This is a genomic window from Uliginosibacterium sp. H1 (genome assembly GCF_036017065.1).
Lineage (GTDB): Bacteria > Pseudomonadota > Gammaproteobacteria > Burkholderiales > Rhodocyclaceae > Uliginosibacterium.
The window spans coordinates 376,334-390,861 of record NZ_JAYXHR010000002.1 but is presented as its reverse complement, the minus strand read 5'-3'; the positions used below and the strand labels follow the sequence as shown (position 1 = coordinate 390,861).

General features: G+C 67.2%; 15 protein-coding genes. 5 read left to right on the top strand and 10 right to left on the bottom strand.

What is annotated here, in order from left to right; all coding sequences use genetic code 11:
• Nucleotides 1–19: 19 nt before the first annotated feature.
• The 6 genes from VVD47_RS11370 to VVD47_RS11345 all read right to left on the bottom strand — a co-directional run bounded on the left by VVD47_RS11370 (nucleotide 20) and on the right by VVD47_RS11345 (nucleotide 6,727).
• On the bottom strand, nucleotides 20–853 hold the full coding sequence (locus tag VVD47_RS11370) for an aldo/keto reductase (RefSeq protein ID WP_327603578.1): 834 nt from the start codon (nucleotides 851–853) through the stop codon (nucleotides 20–22).
• Between the two features lie 81 nt (nucleotides 854–934).
• Nucleotides 935–1,417, bottom strand: a complete 483-nt coding sequence (locus tag VVD47_RS11365; RefSeq protein WP_327603577.1) for a hypothetical protein — start codon at nucleotides 1,415–1,417, stop codon at nucleotides 935–937.
• Between the two features lie 141 nt (nucleotides 1,418–1,558).
• A complete protein-coding gene (eutC, locus tag VVD47_RS11360) occupies nucleotides 1,559–2,383 on the bottom strand; it encodes an ethanolamine ammonia-lyase subunit EutC (RefSeq protein ID WP_327603576.1) in 825 nt (274 codons plus the stop codon).
• A gap of 10 nt (nucleotides 2,384–2,393) precedes the next feature.
• Nucleotides 2,394–3,785: an ethanolamine ammonia-lyase subunit EutB gene (locus tag VVD47_RS11355; RefSeq protein ID WP_327603575.1), complete on the bottom strand. Its 1,392-nt coding sequence runs from the start codon at nucleotides 3,783–3,785 to the stop codon at nucleotides 2,394–2,396.
• 84 nt (nucleotides 3,786–3,869) lie between these two features.
• Complete coding sequence (locus tag VVD47_RS11350; protein WP_327603574.1) at nucleotides 3,870–5,216, bottom strand: TldD/PmbA family protein; 1,347 nt, start codon at nucleotides 5,214–5,216, stop codon at nucleotides 3,870–3,872.
• A gap of 2 nt (nucleotides 5,217–5,218) precedes the next feature.
• Nucleotides 5,219–6,727 (bottom strand): TldD/PmbA family protein, encoded by a 1,509-nt coding sequence (locus VVD47_RS11345; protein ID WP_327603573.1) that lies wholly within the window; start codon nucleotides 6,725–6,727, stop codon nucleotides 5,219–5,221.
• Nucleotides 6,728–7,044: 317 nt separating this feature from the next.
• On the opposite strand from VVD47_RS11345, the gene VVD47_RS11340 reads away from it, so the two are divergent.
• Nucleotides 7,045–8,034: an LLM class flavin-dependent oxidoreductase gene (locus VVD47_RS11340; RefSeq protein WP_327603572.1), complete on the top strand. Its 990-nt coding sequence runs from the start codon at nucleotides 7,045–7,047 to the stop codon at nucleotides 8,032–8,034.
• A 19-nt stretch (nucleotides 8,035–8,053) separates the two neighbouring features.
• Here the strand turns inward: VVD47_RS11340 and VVD47_RS11335 are convergent, their stop codons facing one another.
• Nucleotides 8,054–8,428 (bottom strand): hypothetical protein, encoded by a 375-nt coding sequence (locus VVD47_RS11335; RefSeq protein WP_327603571.1) that lies wholly within the window; start codon nucleotides 8,426–8,428, stop codon nucleotides 8,054–8,056.
• Between the two features lie 386 nt (nucleotides 8,429–8,814).
• Here VVD47_RS11335 and VVD47_RS11330 point away from each other — a divergent pair, with 386 nt between their 5' ends.
• Complete coding sequence (locus tag VVD47_RS11330) at nucleotides 8,815–9,540, top strand: trypsin-like peptidase domain-containing protein (RefSeq protein WP_327603570.1); 726 nt, start codon at nucleotides 8,815–8,817, stop codon at nucleotides 9,538–9,540.
• A gap of 21 nt (nucleotides 9,541–9,561) precedes the next feature.
• Here VVD47_RS11330 and VVD47_RS11325 read toward each other — a convergent pair whose 3' ends face one another.
• Nucleotides 9,562–10,191 (bottom strand): class I SAM-dependent methyltransferase, encoded by a 630-nt coding sequence (locus tag VVD47_RS11325; RefSeq protein ID WP_327603569.1) that lies wholly within the window; start codon nucleotides 10,189–10,191, stop codon nucleotides 9,562–9,564.
• Between the two features lie 2 nt (nucleotides 10,192–10,193).
• Complete coding sequence (locus VVD47_RS11320) at nucleotides 10,194–10,412, bottom strand: hypothetical protein (RefSeq protein ID WP_443080982.1); 219 nt, start codon at nucleotides 10,410–10,412, stop codon at nucleotides 10,194–10,196.
• Between the two features lie 359 nt (nucleotides 10,413–10,771).
• Between VVD47_RS11320 and ahpC the strand changes: the two genes are divergently transcribed.
• Together ahpC and ahpF are read left to right on the top strand one after the other, a co-directional pair.
• On the top strand, nucleotides 10,772–11,335 hold the full coding sequence (gene ahpC / locus VVD47_RS11315) for an alkyl hydroperoxide reductase subunit C (RefSeq protein WP_327603568.1): 564 nt from the start codon (nucleotides 10,772–10,774) through the stop codon (nucleotides 11,333–11,335).
• A gap of 250 nt (nucleotides 11,336–11,585) precedes the next feature.
• Nucleotides 11,586–13,163 carry an alkyl hydroperoxide reductase subunit F gene (gene ahpF / locus VVD47_RS11310; protein WP_327604643.1) on the top strand — a complete coding sequence of 526 codons (1,578 nt, stop codon included), beginning with the start codon at nucleotides 11,586–11,588 and terminating at the stop codon, nucleotides 13,161–13,163.
• Nucleotides 13,164–13,258: 95 nt separating this feature from the next.
• Here the strand turns inward: ahpF and VVD47_RS11305 are convergent, their stop codons facing one another.
• Nucleotides 13,259–13,684, bottom strand: a complete 426-nt coding sequence (locus VVD47_RS11305; protein ID WP_327603567.1) for a hypothetical protein — start codon at nucleotides 13,682–13,684, stop codon at nucleotides 13,259–13,261.
• A gap of 203 nt (nucleotides 13,685–13,887) precedes the next feature.
• Here VVD47_RS11305 and VVD47_RS11300 point away from each other — a divergent pair, with 203 nt between their 5' ends.
• Nucleotides 13,888–14,493: a DUF922 domain-containing protein gene (locus VVD47_RS11300; RefSeq protein ID WP_327603566.1), complete on the top strand. Its 606-nt coding sequence runs from the start codon at nucleotides 13,888–13,890 to the stop codon at nucleotides 14,491–14,493.
• Nucleotides 14,494–14,528 lie beyond the last annotated feature (35 nt).

Below are 14,528 nucleotides of genomic sequence, written 5' to 3'. Positions count from 1 at the left end.
TTGCCGCGACAGCTCGAACTCAAAGCATGGCCAGAGGCTCCGGCCCTGTCGGCGCGGGAAACAGGCCATCCAGCTCCGCAACCTGCGACGGTGTCAGCGGCGTGTTCAACGCTGCCAGGTTCTCCTGCAGGCGTGTTCGGTGGCTGGTCTTCGGAATGACGATCACATCCTTCTTCGCCAGCACCCAGCCTAGCGCCGCATGGGCCGGGGTGATGCCGTGGCGCCTGGCGAAGTCCACCAGGGTGCCATCCTCCAGCAACTCGCCGCGCTCGATGGGCGAGTAGGCCATCAGCGGGATGTCGCGCTCGCGGCACCAGGGCTGCAGGTCCCATTCGATGCCGCGACGGCCGAGGTTGTAGAGCACCTGGTTGGTGGCGACGCGCTCGCCGCCGGTGATGCCGTACAGCTCGCGCATGTCGTCGATGTCCAGGTTGCTGACACCCCAGTGACGGATCTTGCCGGCGGCCTGCAGGCTCTCGAAGGCTTCGAGGGTCTGCTCCAGCGGCACGCTGCCGCGCCAGTGCAGCAGGTACAGGTCGATGCGGTCGGTGCCCAGGCGTTGCAGGCTGCGTTCGCAGGCCTCGATGGCGGTCTTGCGGCCGGCGTTGTGCGGGTACACCTTGCTGACGAGGAAGGCCTCGTCGCGGCGACCGGCGATGGCCTCGGCGATCATCTCCTCGGATTTGCCGTCGCCGTACATCTCGGCGGTGTCGATCAGGCGCAGGCCCTGGTCCAGGCCGGCGCGCAGGGTGGCGATTTCCTCGGCGCGGGCGGCGCGTGATTCGCCCATGCACCAGGTGCCCATGCCCAGCGCGGGAACGGCCTCGCCGGATGGCAGCGTGATGGTGTGCATGAGTGCTCCGATAGGAAAGGAATGAGTCCGACAAGCAAGTGACCAACAAGTGCCGAGAGTTCGTCGGTGGCGCTGCTCAGCTTAAGCAGCCTTCACCGAGTAAACCGCGATGATCCTGTACGGGCCGGGCTCGGCGTTCCGAAAAGCCCCGCTCTCAAGTGCCTTGACCGCCTCGTCGAAGGTAGAGAGCAGACAGTGGGCGTTGGTCGGAATTGATTCAGCAAGGGAATTACAGGAAAGCGGAGAGCATTCCGGAGTCGTGTGTTGCATGAAGCCCGTTACGTCAAACCCCTCAAGCGTCTTCTCGGCAGGTACGTCGATTGCGGTACCAAAGGCCTCCTCGGAACCGAAAGGTACCCACCTGTTCCGCTCGTCATCGAACTCTTCCTCGTGTGCCTCGTAGTAGAAGAGTTTCATTCCGTCCAAGGACACATCGTGCTCTTGCGCCAAAAGTTCAATGATCCGGGGCGAATCGAATAGCCAGAAACCGTTGTGCCGCCAGTAGTTCACGTAGTCATCAAATTGGGGGGAAACGCATCCGCTCAGCGAATAGACGTCGCTCACTCCCGTGGCCTTGATCCAATCCGGACAACAAACCACTCTCTTGTACATGTAGCCAATCGGACGCATCGGTGTCGTCTTCGGTTGAAGTCGAAGGAATAGGGTGCATGAGCGTGGCAAGCAAGTCGATAGCTGCATACCTGGTCATGTACCCTCCGGCTTCGAAATCGGTGCGAACGGATCATCCACACCAAGCCGATCCTCGTCGCTGCGGTCCTTCAGCCCCACGCCGGTGAGCTGCAGTTGCCGCGCGGCGCCACACAGCCACCACAGCTTGCGTGCCGCCGCCTCATAGCCGAGGCCTTCGGGGCGGACGTTGGAGATGCAGTTGCGCTCGGCGTCGCTGCGGCCGACACGCGGTGCCCAGGTGAGGTAGATGCCCAGGCTGTCGGGCGAGCTGAGGCCGGGGCGTTCGCCGATCAGCATCGCCACCATGCGCGCGCCCAGCAGCTCGCCGACTTCGTCGGCAAGGGCCACGCGCGCCTGGCTGGCGATCACCAGGGGGCCGAGCTGCCAGCCCGTGGGCGCAGCGGAACGGATCGCCGCCACCAGCGCCGGTGCATTGCGGGCGATGGCCAGCGAGGACAGGCCGTCGGCGATGACCAGCAGCAGGTCGCAGGGGGCGTGATCGTCGGCAGCCGCACGCTGGCGAAGCACCGCGGCACTGTCGGCATGCAGGCGCCGGCCGAGGTCGGGGCGCGCAAGATAGGTGGCGCGATCACCAGCCGCGCTGCGCACGCACAGCACCTCGTTGCCGTCCTCGACGAATGCCGCCTGCAGCGCATCGGTATCGAGCGCGACGTGAACCGCATCGCGCGCCTGCGCATGGGCAAGACCGAAGCGCAACACCTCGGCGGTCGGCAGGCTGTCGCCAGCGCGGCCGAGCGCGAGGCGGGCGGCGGTGTGGCGGCGCAGGTCGTCCCAGGGGTCGGCGTGCACGGCGACGTCGATGGATGCGGGTTGGCTCATCCCTGTCTCCTCAGGCCAGCTTCAACTGGCGCAGCGCACCCAGTGCCGGATGCTGCGGCGTCACCGGGCGGATGCGGCCGTCATCATCGGCGATCTGCATGCGGCGCAGCCAGTCCTCGAACTCCGGCGCGCGGCGCAGGCCCAGCGCGGCCTGCAGGTAGAGGCCGTCGTGGAAGCTGGTGCTCTGGTAGTTGAGCATGATGTCGTCCGCCCCCGGCACGCCCATGATGAAGCTGATGCCGGCCACGCCCAGCAGCGTGAGCAGGGTGTCCATGTCGTCCTGGTCGGCCTCGGCGTGGTTGGTGTAGCAGACGTCGCAGCCCAGTGGCAGGCCCAGCAGCTTGCCGCAGAAGTGGTCCTCCAGCCCGGCGCGGATGATCTGCTTGCCGTCGTACAGGTACTCCGGGCCGATGAAGCCGACCACCGTATTGGTCAGCAGCGGGTCGAAGGCGCGGGCCACCGCGTAGGCGCGCGCCTCGCAGGTCTGCTGGTCCACGCCGTGATGCGCGTTGGCCGACAGCGCGCTGCCCTGTCCTGTCTCGAAGTACATGACGTTGTCACCCACGGTGCCGCGCTTCAGCGACAGCGCCGCGTCGCGTGCCTCGCGCAGCATCGCGAGGTCGATGCCGAAAGCCGCGTTGGCGGCCTGCGTGCCGGCGACCGACTGGAACACGAGGTCCACCGGCGCGCCCTGCTCGAGCATCTGCACGGTGTTGGTCACATGGGTCAGCACGCAGGATTGCGTCGGGATGTCGAGCCGCGCGATCACCTCGTCCAGCACATGCACCAGCCGCGTCAGGCCGGCGATGCTGTCGGTGGCCGGGTTCACGCCGATCACCGCGTCCCCCGCGCCGTACAGCAGGCCATCGACGATGGAGGCGGCAATGCCGCGCAGGTCGTCGGTCGGGTGGTTGGGCTGCAGGCGCACCGACAGCCTGCCCGGCAGGCCGACGGTGTTGCGGAAGCGGGTGACGACGCGGCATTTGCGGGCCACCAGCACGAGGTCCTGGTTGCGCATCAGCTTGCTGACCGCCGCCGCCATCTCCGGCGTGACGCCGGCGCGGATGCCAGCCAGTGCCGCTTCGTCCGCCTGCGCCGACAACAGCCAGTCGCGGAAGCCGCCGACGGTGAGGTGCGCGATGGGCGCGAAGGCCGCCTTGTCGTGCGTGTCGAGGATCAGCCGCGTGACCTCGTCCGCCTCGTAGGGAATCAGCGCCTCGTCGAGGAAGCGCTGCAGCGGCACCTCCGCCAGGCACATGCGCGCCGCCATGCGTTCGACCGCCGAGCTGGCGGCGACGCCGGCCAGCAAGTCGCCGGAACGCAACGGGCTGGCCCTGGCCATGACTTCGCGCAGGTCCGCGAAGACCCAGGCGTGGCTGTCGATGACATGGCGGTAGCTCATGTGCCCTCCGTTGATGCACCGGACGTGGTGTCGCTGCGGATGTAGCAAGCGACGTGCCGATGGCCGAAAGCTACGCGCGCGTCGTTACAGCACGAAGCTGAAGTCCTCCACCAGCGTGCCGGGCAGCAGCATGCTGCCGGTGCCGCGTTGCTCGTAGCTCTGACTGTCGATCAGCAGCTCGCGTTCTCGGGTGAGGCCCAGCAGCTTGTCGCCGAGCATGCGGTACAGCGACTCGTCGAAGCGCATCACTTCCAGCGGAGCGACGATCTCGCCGCCTTCCACCTTGAAGCTGGCGAAGCGGGTCATGCCGGTCATGCGGCAGCTGGCGCGGTCGGAGTAGTTGAGGTACCAGAGGTTGCCGATGTAGACGCCGTCGCCCAGCGCTTGCAGCACATCGGCTTGCGGCAGCGTGCCGGCGGCGAGTTCCACCGCGTCCATGCCCTCGTCGCCGTTCGGCTGCAGGTCGAACTCGCGGGCGGTGCGCGGCGAGATCAACGAGCCCACCAGCGCACCGTCGCGGATCAGCTCCACGCGCGGGGCCTTGATGAAACCCTGCGGCTGGAAGGCGGGGCCGAGGCCGGCGGCGGTGTGCTCGGCGAGCTGGATGGACGGGTGCAGACGCAGGCCTTCGTCGCGCATGCGGCGCAGCGAGCTGTACTTGGTGCGCAGCGATTTCTCCGACACGCCGCCCCAGCCGAGCATGCCGATGACTTCGCTGAGTGCGGTGGGCGTCAGGTAGGCGCGGCAGGGGCCGGGGGCGATGCGTTGCGCGGGACGGCGCAGCAGTTCGAGTTGCGCCGCCGCGTCGGCGTAGCGTGCCCGGAAAGCGTCGCCCTGCCAGTCGAAGCCGGCGTAGCTGCTCTTCACCGCCTTGTCGCCGGCGAGGTAGAGGCTGAAATCGAGGTTGAAGCTGGCGATCTCGTGCCAGTTGCGCTGGCCGTAGCTGTTGGCGAAGCCGCGGAACAGCGGCCCGCTAGCGAGGATGCCGACGAAATCGTGGGCGTGTGCGGCGGCGAGGATCTCTTCCACCATGTCGCCGGCCGGCGGCAGCGCGGAGGCGACGACGCGCGTGCTGTCCTGCACCTCGGTGGCGATCAGCAGGTAGGGGTCGTCGGGCAGGTCCGGCAGTTGCACGCGCAGTTCTTCGACGAGGCGAGTGAGCCGTTCCCGATCGATGTCCGCCACGCCGCTGAGGCTGAACTCGCCACGCGCCTGGCGCTGGCCGTCGATGAGGCTCAGGCTGAGGTTGGCCTGCTGCACATGGCCGGGCTGGCGGATCAGGCCGCGGTTGAAGCGCACGAAATCGGTGGATTCGCCGGAGAACCAGCAGGTGAAGCGCTCGCTACCTTGCAGGCGGGTGGCGATGAAATCGGCCAGCGCGTGGAACTGCTGCTGCATGTCGCTCGTTGCCTTGCTCGTGCTCATATTCATGTTCAGGCCTCCGCGCCGAAGACTTCGACGTCGCTGAACAGGCAGGCCGGCGAGGCGTGGCCGACGCGGATGATCTGCGAAGGCTCGGCCTTGCCGCAGAAGGGCGTGCCCATCACCTCCAGCGTGGCGGCATTGCCCACCGCGCGCAGCGATCGCCAGAAGCTGGCGGATATGCCGCGGTAATTCGGGTTGCGCACCACGCCTTTCAGCTCTCCGCCTTCGATGAGGCGGCCGTATTCGCAGCCGAACTGGAACTTGTTGCGCGAATCGTCGATGGACCAGGAGATGTTGCCGTCCATCAGCACGCCGCGTTCCACCGAGGCGATCATTTCCTCCAGCGTGCTGTCGCCCGGCTCCACGTTGAGGTTGGACATGCGGTCCAGCGGCGGGCGGTTCCAGCTGCTGGCGCGTGCGCTGGCCGCACCACCTACCGTGTGCCCGGCCATCGCGGCGCGTGCCTGCGAGATGCTGCCGCCCAGCGGGTGTTGCAGCACGCCGTCGCGGATGACGAAGACCTTGCTGGCAAGCGTGCCTTCGTCGTCCCAGCCGTAGCTGGCGAGTTCTTCCGCGCGGGTCGGGTCGAAGCTCACGTTGAGCAGCGGCGAGCCGTACTGGTAGTGACCGAACATGTCGAGGGTGACGAAGCTGGTGCCGGCGAAGTTGCGCTCGTCGCCGAGGATGCGGTCCAGCTCCAGCGGGTGGCCGATGGATTCGTGGATCTGCAGCATCATCTGCGAAGGCATCAGCAACAGGTCCATGCGCCCGGTGGGGCAGTTGGGCGCCTCCAGCAATGCGATGGCCTCCGCTGCCAGGCGCGGGCCGCTGCCGACGAAGCCGCTGTCCAGCAACACCGACAGGTCGCCCTGCCGGCACAAGCCGCCACCGGCGAAGCTGCGCGTCTGGGTGTCGGCACCCGCGTTGGCGGACACCGACAGACCGGGCATCACCTGGCGGAACCGCTGGAAGGCCTCGGCGCCGTCGGCGGTGACGTAGAGCTGGTCGGTCGCGGTGGTCCACAGCGAGGCGGACCAGTCGACGATGCGTGCATCCGTCCTGCAGGCCTTCGACTCCGCCATCAGAAGGTCGATGATGTCGCGTCGGGAGCGTTGCAGCGGTGCCTCCACGCCGGGGCTGACGTAGCGGCCCTGCGGTCGCGGCAGGGTGATGCGGGTGAAGTCGACCACCGAATGGCCGGCGCTGCGCGCAGCCCAGTCCACCGCGCGGCCGATGGCCTCGCGCAGGCCGGCGGCACTCAGGTCGCTGGTGGCGGCGTAGCCGTAGCCGCCCTGGTGCACGACGCTCACCATCGCGCCCCGGCTCTGGCTGGTGGAAGGCGGTTGCAGCACGTCCTGCCGCACGCCGAGGTGGTCGCTCCGCTCATCGACGATGCGCAGCGAGCAGAAGTCGACCGCTGGCGCCAGCGAGCGGAACAGGGCGGCGGTCGGGTGCAGGTCGGCCGCGGAGGCCGAGGGCACGGAGGAGGCAGGGGAGGTGGGAGAGGCGGGGAACAAGGGGGCGGCTCCGGCACGAGGTGGAACGACGGGAGTGAGACCCGATGTTACGGCCTGCGGTTGCACCGTGGTGCCGGCTTCGCCGCCCGGCGCACTTGAATCCGGCGCTGGCCGCCAGCATGTGAACAGCGTGGACAGTGAATCGCTGTGTCGGCGGGCACTTCGCTCCGCTGCGATTGTCCAGATTCCTCGACAAGTGTTTTCGCCGCCTTGTCGTCCCTGGCGGCGGCGCCCATCATCGGGCACATGCCATCGGCGTGCCGTTCTATGTCGTGCCGTTGTTGTCTTCGCTTTTTCCGGAAGTCCCGTCTGATCCCATGAGTAACGCCCCCTCCCTCTCCGTCCTCGACCTGTCACCGATCATCGAAGGCAGCGATGCCGCGCAGTCCTTCCGCAACACGCTGGAACTGGCGCAGCACGCCGAGCGGCTCGGCTACCGGCGCTACTGGCTGGCGGAACACCACAGCATGCCGGGCATCGCCAGCGCGGCCACGGCGGTGGTCATCGCCCACGTTGCGGCGGGCACAAAGAAGATCCGTGTCGGTGCGGGCGGGGTGATGTTGCCCAACCACTCACCGCTGGTGATCGCGGAACAGTTCGGCACGCTGGCCTCGCTGTACCCCGGCCGCATCGACCTGGGGCTGGGACGCGCGCCGGGGTCCGACCAGGCCGCCGCACGCGCGATGCGCAGGCCGCCTTCGGCCGGCGACGAGTTTCCGCAGGACGTGGTGGAGCTGATGGATTATTTCCTGCCCGTACAACCGGGGCAGGCGGTGCGTGCAGTGCCGGGAGAAGGGCTGGAGGTGCCGGTGTGGATCCTCGGCTCCAGCCTGTTCGGTGCGCAGCTCGCCGCCGCGCTGGGCCTGCCGTTCGCCTTCGCCTCGCATTTCGCACCGGCGATGATGATGCAGGCCATCGCGATCTACCGCGCCGAGTTCCGGCCGTCGCGCTACCTGGGCAAGCCGTACGTCATGCTGGGTTTCAACGTGTTCGCGGCGGATACCGACGAGGAAGGCGAGTTCCTCGCCACCTCGATGCAGCAGGCTTTCGTGAACCTGCGCAGTGGCGCGCCCACCAAGTTGCAGCCGCCGGTGGCGGGTTACCTGGAGCGCTGCCTGCCGCACCACCGCGCGATGCTGGAACAGGTGCTGTCCTGCGCCGCGGTCGGCGCACCGGACACGGTGCGCCAGTCGCTGCAGGCCTTCGTCGATCGCACCGGTGCCAACGAGCTGATGATCACCTCGCAGATCCATGAGCACGCCGCGCGGCTGCGCTCCTACGAGATCGCGGCGGAGGTGTTCCGCTGAGGTCGGGGCCGGCCCCGGATCAGAGCGCTTCGACCTTGTCGGCGGCGGCCACCTTGCTGCGCCGCTTGGGTTTGGCGGGTGGCGGTGCGGCCTCTTCCACGGCGGCCGGGGGCGGAACGACGACCGGGCGCTCGCTGGCGGGCGTGATGCGCGCGCCGGGCACCTTGCCGTCGATGACGCGCAGGGCATAGGCGGCGCCGGCGCGGCGGGCATCGCCGAGGTATTCGAACGAGGCACTCAGCGGCACCTGGAAGACGTCGCCGACGTCATTGCTGTCGTCGTCGCGGGTGATGCGGACGGCCACGTCGTACTGTTTCTCACGGCAGCGTCGCTCGGAGCTGGTGCGCGGGAAAACGAGCGGCTGGATGAGGAAACCCTTGTAGCTCTGGTTCATGGTCAGCTGGTCCTGGTCGGTGATGGAGCCGCGCCTGACCGGGAGACCGTCGCCCGCGAGGGCGATGATGAGAACGGGAAGAGCCTTTTCCCCGGGTCGGAAGCCCGGAGGCGAGGCCGTGCGAGGCGCGCAGGGACTGCGGGGAAGACATCCGCCAGGGCCAGGGAGAATTGGCAGGGCTGGCCGGACAACGACGGACGACCCATGCTGCGCGCTGCCCGTGACAATGGCAAGGCAAATCGCAAGCCGGCGCTGCGGGTGATGCCGCCGGCCCGCTGTTTCCTTCGACAGGGCGCCCGCCCGGGGGGACAATGCGGCGGTGCCCCGGCACGTCCTCCCCTGCCCTCCTGCTGCGCGTCCGCGCGGCATCCCCGCGGTAACGCCCCATGATCGATCCCCTGCTGCTGGCCGCAGCACGCGTATCCACCTTTGCCGGCGGGTCCCTGCTGACCTGCGCCAGCGGCTTCTTCTTCGAGCGCGACACACGCCTGTTCCTGGTGACCAGCCGTCACGTGCTGGTGGATGAAGCCAGTGGCCACCACCCGGACCGGATCGAGATCGAGATGCACACCAGCGCCCACAACATGGCGGCATCCACCGGCTTTTCCATCCCGCTGTACCGGCACGGCCGCAGCATCTGGCGGCAAGGGGGTGATGGCGGGGGCGACATCGACGTGGCCGTCATCGAACTGGAACGCGGCGCGCTGCCGGCGACAGCGGCCTATCGTGCCTTCGGCATGGCGCAGCTGGAGTGCCTGCCGCAGGAGGTGGAGCTGGGCTCATCCCTGCTGGTGGTGGGCTTCCCCCTGGGCTTCCACGACACCCTGCACCACCTGCCGGTGGTGCGCCACGCGGTCAACGCCTCCTCCTTCGGCCTGCGCTTCCAGGGCAAGGGCTACTTCCTGACCGATGCGCGCACCCATCGCGGCACCAGCGGTGCGCCGGTGGTCATGCGCGGCCGTCGCCCGTGCGGGGAGGAGGGTTTTCCTTGGCTCTTGCTCGGGGTGCATTCCGCCCGCCTGGACGTGGGCCGCGACCTGCTGCAGGACGAGGCCCTGGGCCTCAATTGCGCCTGGTATGCGGACATCCTGCGGACGCTGACCAAGGACTGAGGTGTCGTCGGCCCCGGCGCATCACGACGGCCGGCGCCACAGGCTGGCCAGCCAGGGCTGCTGCGCGCGTGGCAGGCCATCCGGCCGGTAGTAGTGGGAGAGCGCCACGAAGCCCGCCGTTTCCATGTAGCGCGTCCACCCGGCGAGGTCGTGCCATACGCCGTAGCGTTCGCCCGACCAGCCTTCGCGGTTGTCGCCGCGCGGGTTGGAGCTGAACAGCACGCCGCCGGGTTTCAGCGTGGCGTACAAGGCCCGCAGTACATCCGGCAGTGCCTGTGAGGGCACGTGGAACAGCGAGGCATTGGCGAACACGCCGTCGAAGCGCGCGCTCGGCAGGTCCAGCGCGAGGAAGTCCTGGTGCAGCACTTCGCAGCCACTGTGCGCGCGGGCCATGTCGACGAAGTGGCGGGCGCCGTCCAGCCCCACGGCGATGTGGCCAGCGTCGCGGAAGGCCTTGAGGTCGCGGCCGGGGCCACAGCCGAAATCGAGGATGGTGCAGGGTGCCGGCTGGCCGATGGCGTCCAGCAGGGCGGCGATGTTCTGGCTGACATCGTGGTCGCGCGTGCCTTCCCAGAAGCCCTCGGCGTTCTGGTCGTAGTGCGCCAGCGTGGTCCGGCTGAGGGCGCGCAGCGGGTCGTCGGCGTTCGCCAAGCTCAGGCCTTGCCCTTGCCGTACTGCTTGTAGACGGCGCGGGCGTCTTCGTGGGCGCGGTCCAGCGTGCGCAGGGCCGGGTCGTCGTCGTGCGGGCTGAAGTACTCGGCTGCCTGCGCGGCCATCACGATGCGGATCGCTTCGTTGTCCGGCAGGTCGTACTTCTCGACGATCAGGGTGGTCACTTCGTCGAGGTAGGCCTCGTAGGTCATCTTCTTCATGGCGGGAGCGGCAACGCGGTGGGCGACAGGGAAACGGATTGTCGCGCAGGCGGGCGGGGGTGCAAACCCGGGGCGGAAAGCTGTGACGCGGCCTATAAACACTGAGAGCCCGGCCGGGCTCGTTGTGCTTCAACGCCTGGCGCCGTCGCACTCCTTCAACGCTTTTATGTCAGGCTGGCAGCCCCGACCGGGCCGGCGGACCCGGCGGGAAGCCCGGGTGCGGCGGGCTTTGCGGCGACGTGGCCGTCAATAGCCAAAGTCAATCCAGTGAATGCCATCAATCAATTGGAGCTATCAAGCACCGGCGGGTAGCATTCAATCCGTCTTACGACCCCACCCTTTCAAACAGGAGAAGTGAAATGTCCTTGATCAACACCCAAGTCCCCGCGTTCAAGACCCAGGCCTTCCACAACGGCAAGTTCGTCGAAGTCACCGAGCAGACGCTGAAGGGCAAGTGGTCCGTGCTGATCTTCATGCCGGCCGCCTTCACCTTCAACTGCCCGACCGAAGTCGAAGACGCTGCCGAGAACTACGCCGAGTTCCAGAAGCTGGGTGCCGAGGTGTACATCGTCACCACCGACACGCATTTCTCGCACAAGGTGTGGCACGAGACCTCGCCGGCTGTCGGCAAGGCCAAGTTCCCGCTGGTGGGCGACCCCACGCACGTGCTGACCAACGCCTTCGGCGTGCACATTCCGGAAGAAGGCCTGTCCCTGCGCGGCACCTTCGTGGTGAACCCGGACGGCGTCATCAAGACCCTGGAAATCCACTCCAACGAAATCGCCCGTGACGTGAAGGAAACCCTGCGCAAGCTGAAGGCTGCCCAGTACACCGCCGCTCACCCGGGTGAAGTCTGCCCGGCCAAGTGGAACGATGGCGCGAAGACGATCGCTCCGTCGCTCGACCTGGTCGGCAAGATCTGATTCGACGCCATAGACCTACTGCGCGACCCGATCTCGAAACTGCGGTGCTCAGCGTACGACTTGTACGCTTCCGCTCCTCGTTTCGACCTCGGGCCGCTCGCGACGGTCTCTGGCATCGAATCACCGCAGTACGGCGAACCCCTCGGGGTTTCGCTGAAAGTGCGCCGGACCTGGAGCGCTTTCAACGAAGCCCCGTTCGTTTTTTCAACGCACCGCTCACGAGGTGGTGTGACACATGAAAGGAAGCACCATGCTGGACGCAGCCCTCAAGGAACAACTCGCCGCCTATCTGCAGCGCGTGACCCTGCCCTTCGAGATCGTCGCTTCGCTGGATGACGGCGAATCCTCGCGCGAGCTGCTGGGCCTGCTGCAGGACATCGATGCGATGAGCGACAAGATCACGCTGCGCACCGATGGCCAGGATGCGCGCCGTCCGTCCTTCACCCTGCAACGTGCCGGCGCGACGAACAGCCTGCGCTTTGCGGCGATTCCGCTCGGCCACGAGTTCACCTCGCTGGTGCTGGCGCTGTTGTGGACCGGCGGTCATCCGCCCAAGGTGGAGCCCGAGGTCATCGAGCAGATCAAGTCGCTCGACGGTGACTACAACTTCGAGGTCTACATGTCGCTGTCCTGCCACAACTGTCCGGACGTGGTGCAGGCCCTGTCGCTGATGGCCATCTACAACCCGAAGGTGAAGACCACCATCATCGACGGTGGCCTGTTCCAGGCGGAGGTGACCGAGCGCGACGTGATGGCCGTGCCCAGCGTGTTCCTGAATGGCCAGCACTTCAATTCCGGCCGCGTGACGGTGGAAGAACTGATCGCCAAGCTGGATACCGGTGCGGCTGCGCGTGACGCCGCCAAGCTGTCTGCCCGTGACGCCTTCGACGTGCTGATCGTCGGCGGTGGCCCGGCCGGTGCCGCGGCCGCGGTGTATGCCGCACGCAAGGGCATCCGCACCGGCATCGCCGCCGAGCGCTTCGGTGGCCAGGTGAACGACACGCTGGCGATCGAGAACTTCGTCTCCGTCATGGAAACCGAAGGGCCGAAGTTCGCCGCTGCGCTGGAGTCGCACGTGCGTGCCTACGACGTGGACATCATGAACCTGCAGCGCGCGAAGAAGATCGTTCCGGCCAGCGAGGAAGGCGGCTTCATCACCGTTGAACTGGAAAACGGCGGCACCCTGAAGAGCCGCAGCGTCATCCTGAGTACCGGCGCGCGCTGGAGGAACGTCGGCGTGCCCGGCGAGCAGGAGTACAAGAACAAGGGCGTGGCCTACTGCCCGCACTGCGACGGCCCGTTGTTCAAAGGCAAGCGCGTGGCGGTGATCGGCGGCGGCAACTCCGGCGTCGAGGCGGCGATCGACCTCGCCGGCATCGTCGCCCACGTGACCTTGCTGGAATTCGGCGAGCAACTGAAGGCCGATGCGGTGCTGGTGAGCAAGCTGAAGAGCCTGCCCAACGTCACGATCCACACCATGGCGCAGACCACCGAGCTGACCGGCGACGGTACGAAGCTCAACGGCATCCGCTTCACCGACCGTACCAACGGCGAGGCGAAGCACGTGGAACTGGAAGGTGTGTTCGTGCAGATCGGCCTGGTGCCCAACACCGACTTCCTGAAGGGCACGGTGGAGCTGTCCCGCTTCGGCGAGATCATCATCGACGACAAGTGCCACACCAACATTCCCGGTGTGTTCGCCGCGGGTGACGTGACGACGGTGCCGTACAAGCAGATCATCATCGCCACGGGTGAAGGGGCCAAGGCCGCGCTGTCCGCGTTCGACTACCTGATCCGCACGCCGGAGCCGGTGGCCGCCGCAGCCTGACGATAGCCGTTTGCACGAACGGAAGGCCCGCTACCGAGGTAGCGGGCCTTCATCATTTACGGCTGGCCCGGCGGGCGTGTGCCCAAGGTTGCGGCTCAGTCCTTGTGACCCTTGCCCTTCTCGCCCTTGCCGTGGCCTTTCTCGTGCGGGTGCGGCTTGCCGTGTCCCTTGGGGCCGTGGTGTTTCTCATGGTAGGCCGGCACGTAGACGTCGCTGTACCAGCGCTCCTCCACGAAGTAGACCGGGCGGCCACAGGCGTCGTAGTGCTTGCAGTGCTTGCGCCAGTTCTTGGCGTGACCGGGCGGGACGTGGAGGTAGACCGGCCGGTACACCACGCCGGCCGGCACTGGCTGGATGATGACGGGCTCGGCGTAGATGACGCGCGGACGGGGATAATCGCCGATGTCGATGCGGCCGTAGAAACCCGGCTCGCCGACACTGATCGACACGCCCACGTCGGCGGCGGAGGCCTGTAAGGTGAGGGCTGCCAGGCTGGCAGCGCACAGGATTTTTGTAATCATGGTTTTCTCCTGGATGGCGGTAGCGCCGATGACAACGGCCGTGGCAGGCGGCAGGCTGACACCGCAAGTCGGCGATGGACGGCTCGCGCTTCCAGCATGCAACATGCGCAACCCGGAGCTGTGTCGGACGATGCTGATCAGCCCCTCGGCTGCGACTGACGCATCAACCTCCGCCCGGTGGCCCTGAAAAACGGAAACGACCCATGCTGTCCCCTTTCCCGAAACACGTCCGGCAGAAGATGCGCGCGGTGATGGCCGTGCTCGTCCTGGCCAGCCTGCCACGCGTGGCCCGCGCCGACCTCACCGAGTTCGTCGACGAGGATTTCTACACCGCCACGGTGACGCCGGGCAGCACGGCGCTGGCGGCGCTCAACGCGGCCTCGCCGGTGAAGCGCGACGGCAAGGTATTCCATGGCAACACCAAATGGACCATCGAGTGGCGGATCGCCACCGCCGTGCAGGCCAGCGGACGTTGCCGCATCACCAAGCGCACGGTGATGGTCACGACCCTCATCACCTTGCCCAGGCTGGTCGGTGGAACGTCGGCGCAGCAGCAGGCCTTCGACCGTTTCCTGCCCGCATTGAAGACCCACGAGCGCGGCCACCAGGCGATCGGCAAGGAGGCCGGGTTGACGCTCGACTGGCGTCTCGCAGCGCTGCCGGAGATGGACGACTGCAAGCAACTGGAAGCCCGGGCCAACGAGACGGGCAAGAAGACGATCGCGGAGTACGCCGAGCGCGACCGCCGTTATGACGCCACGACGGAACACGGCCGCACCCAGGGTGCGGTGTTCGCAGAGCCGGGCTGAGCAATCGCCAATCCGCGGACCCCTGGCGTTCTCGC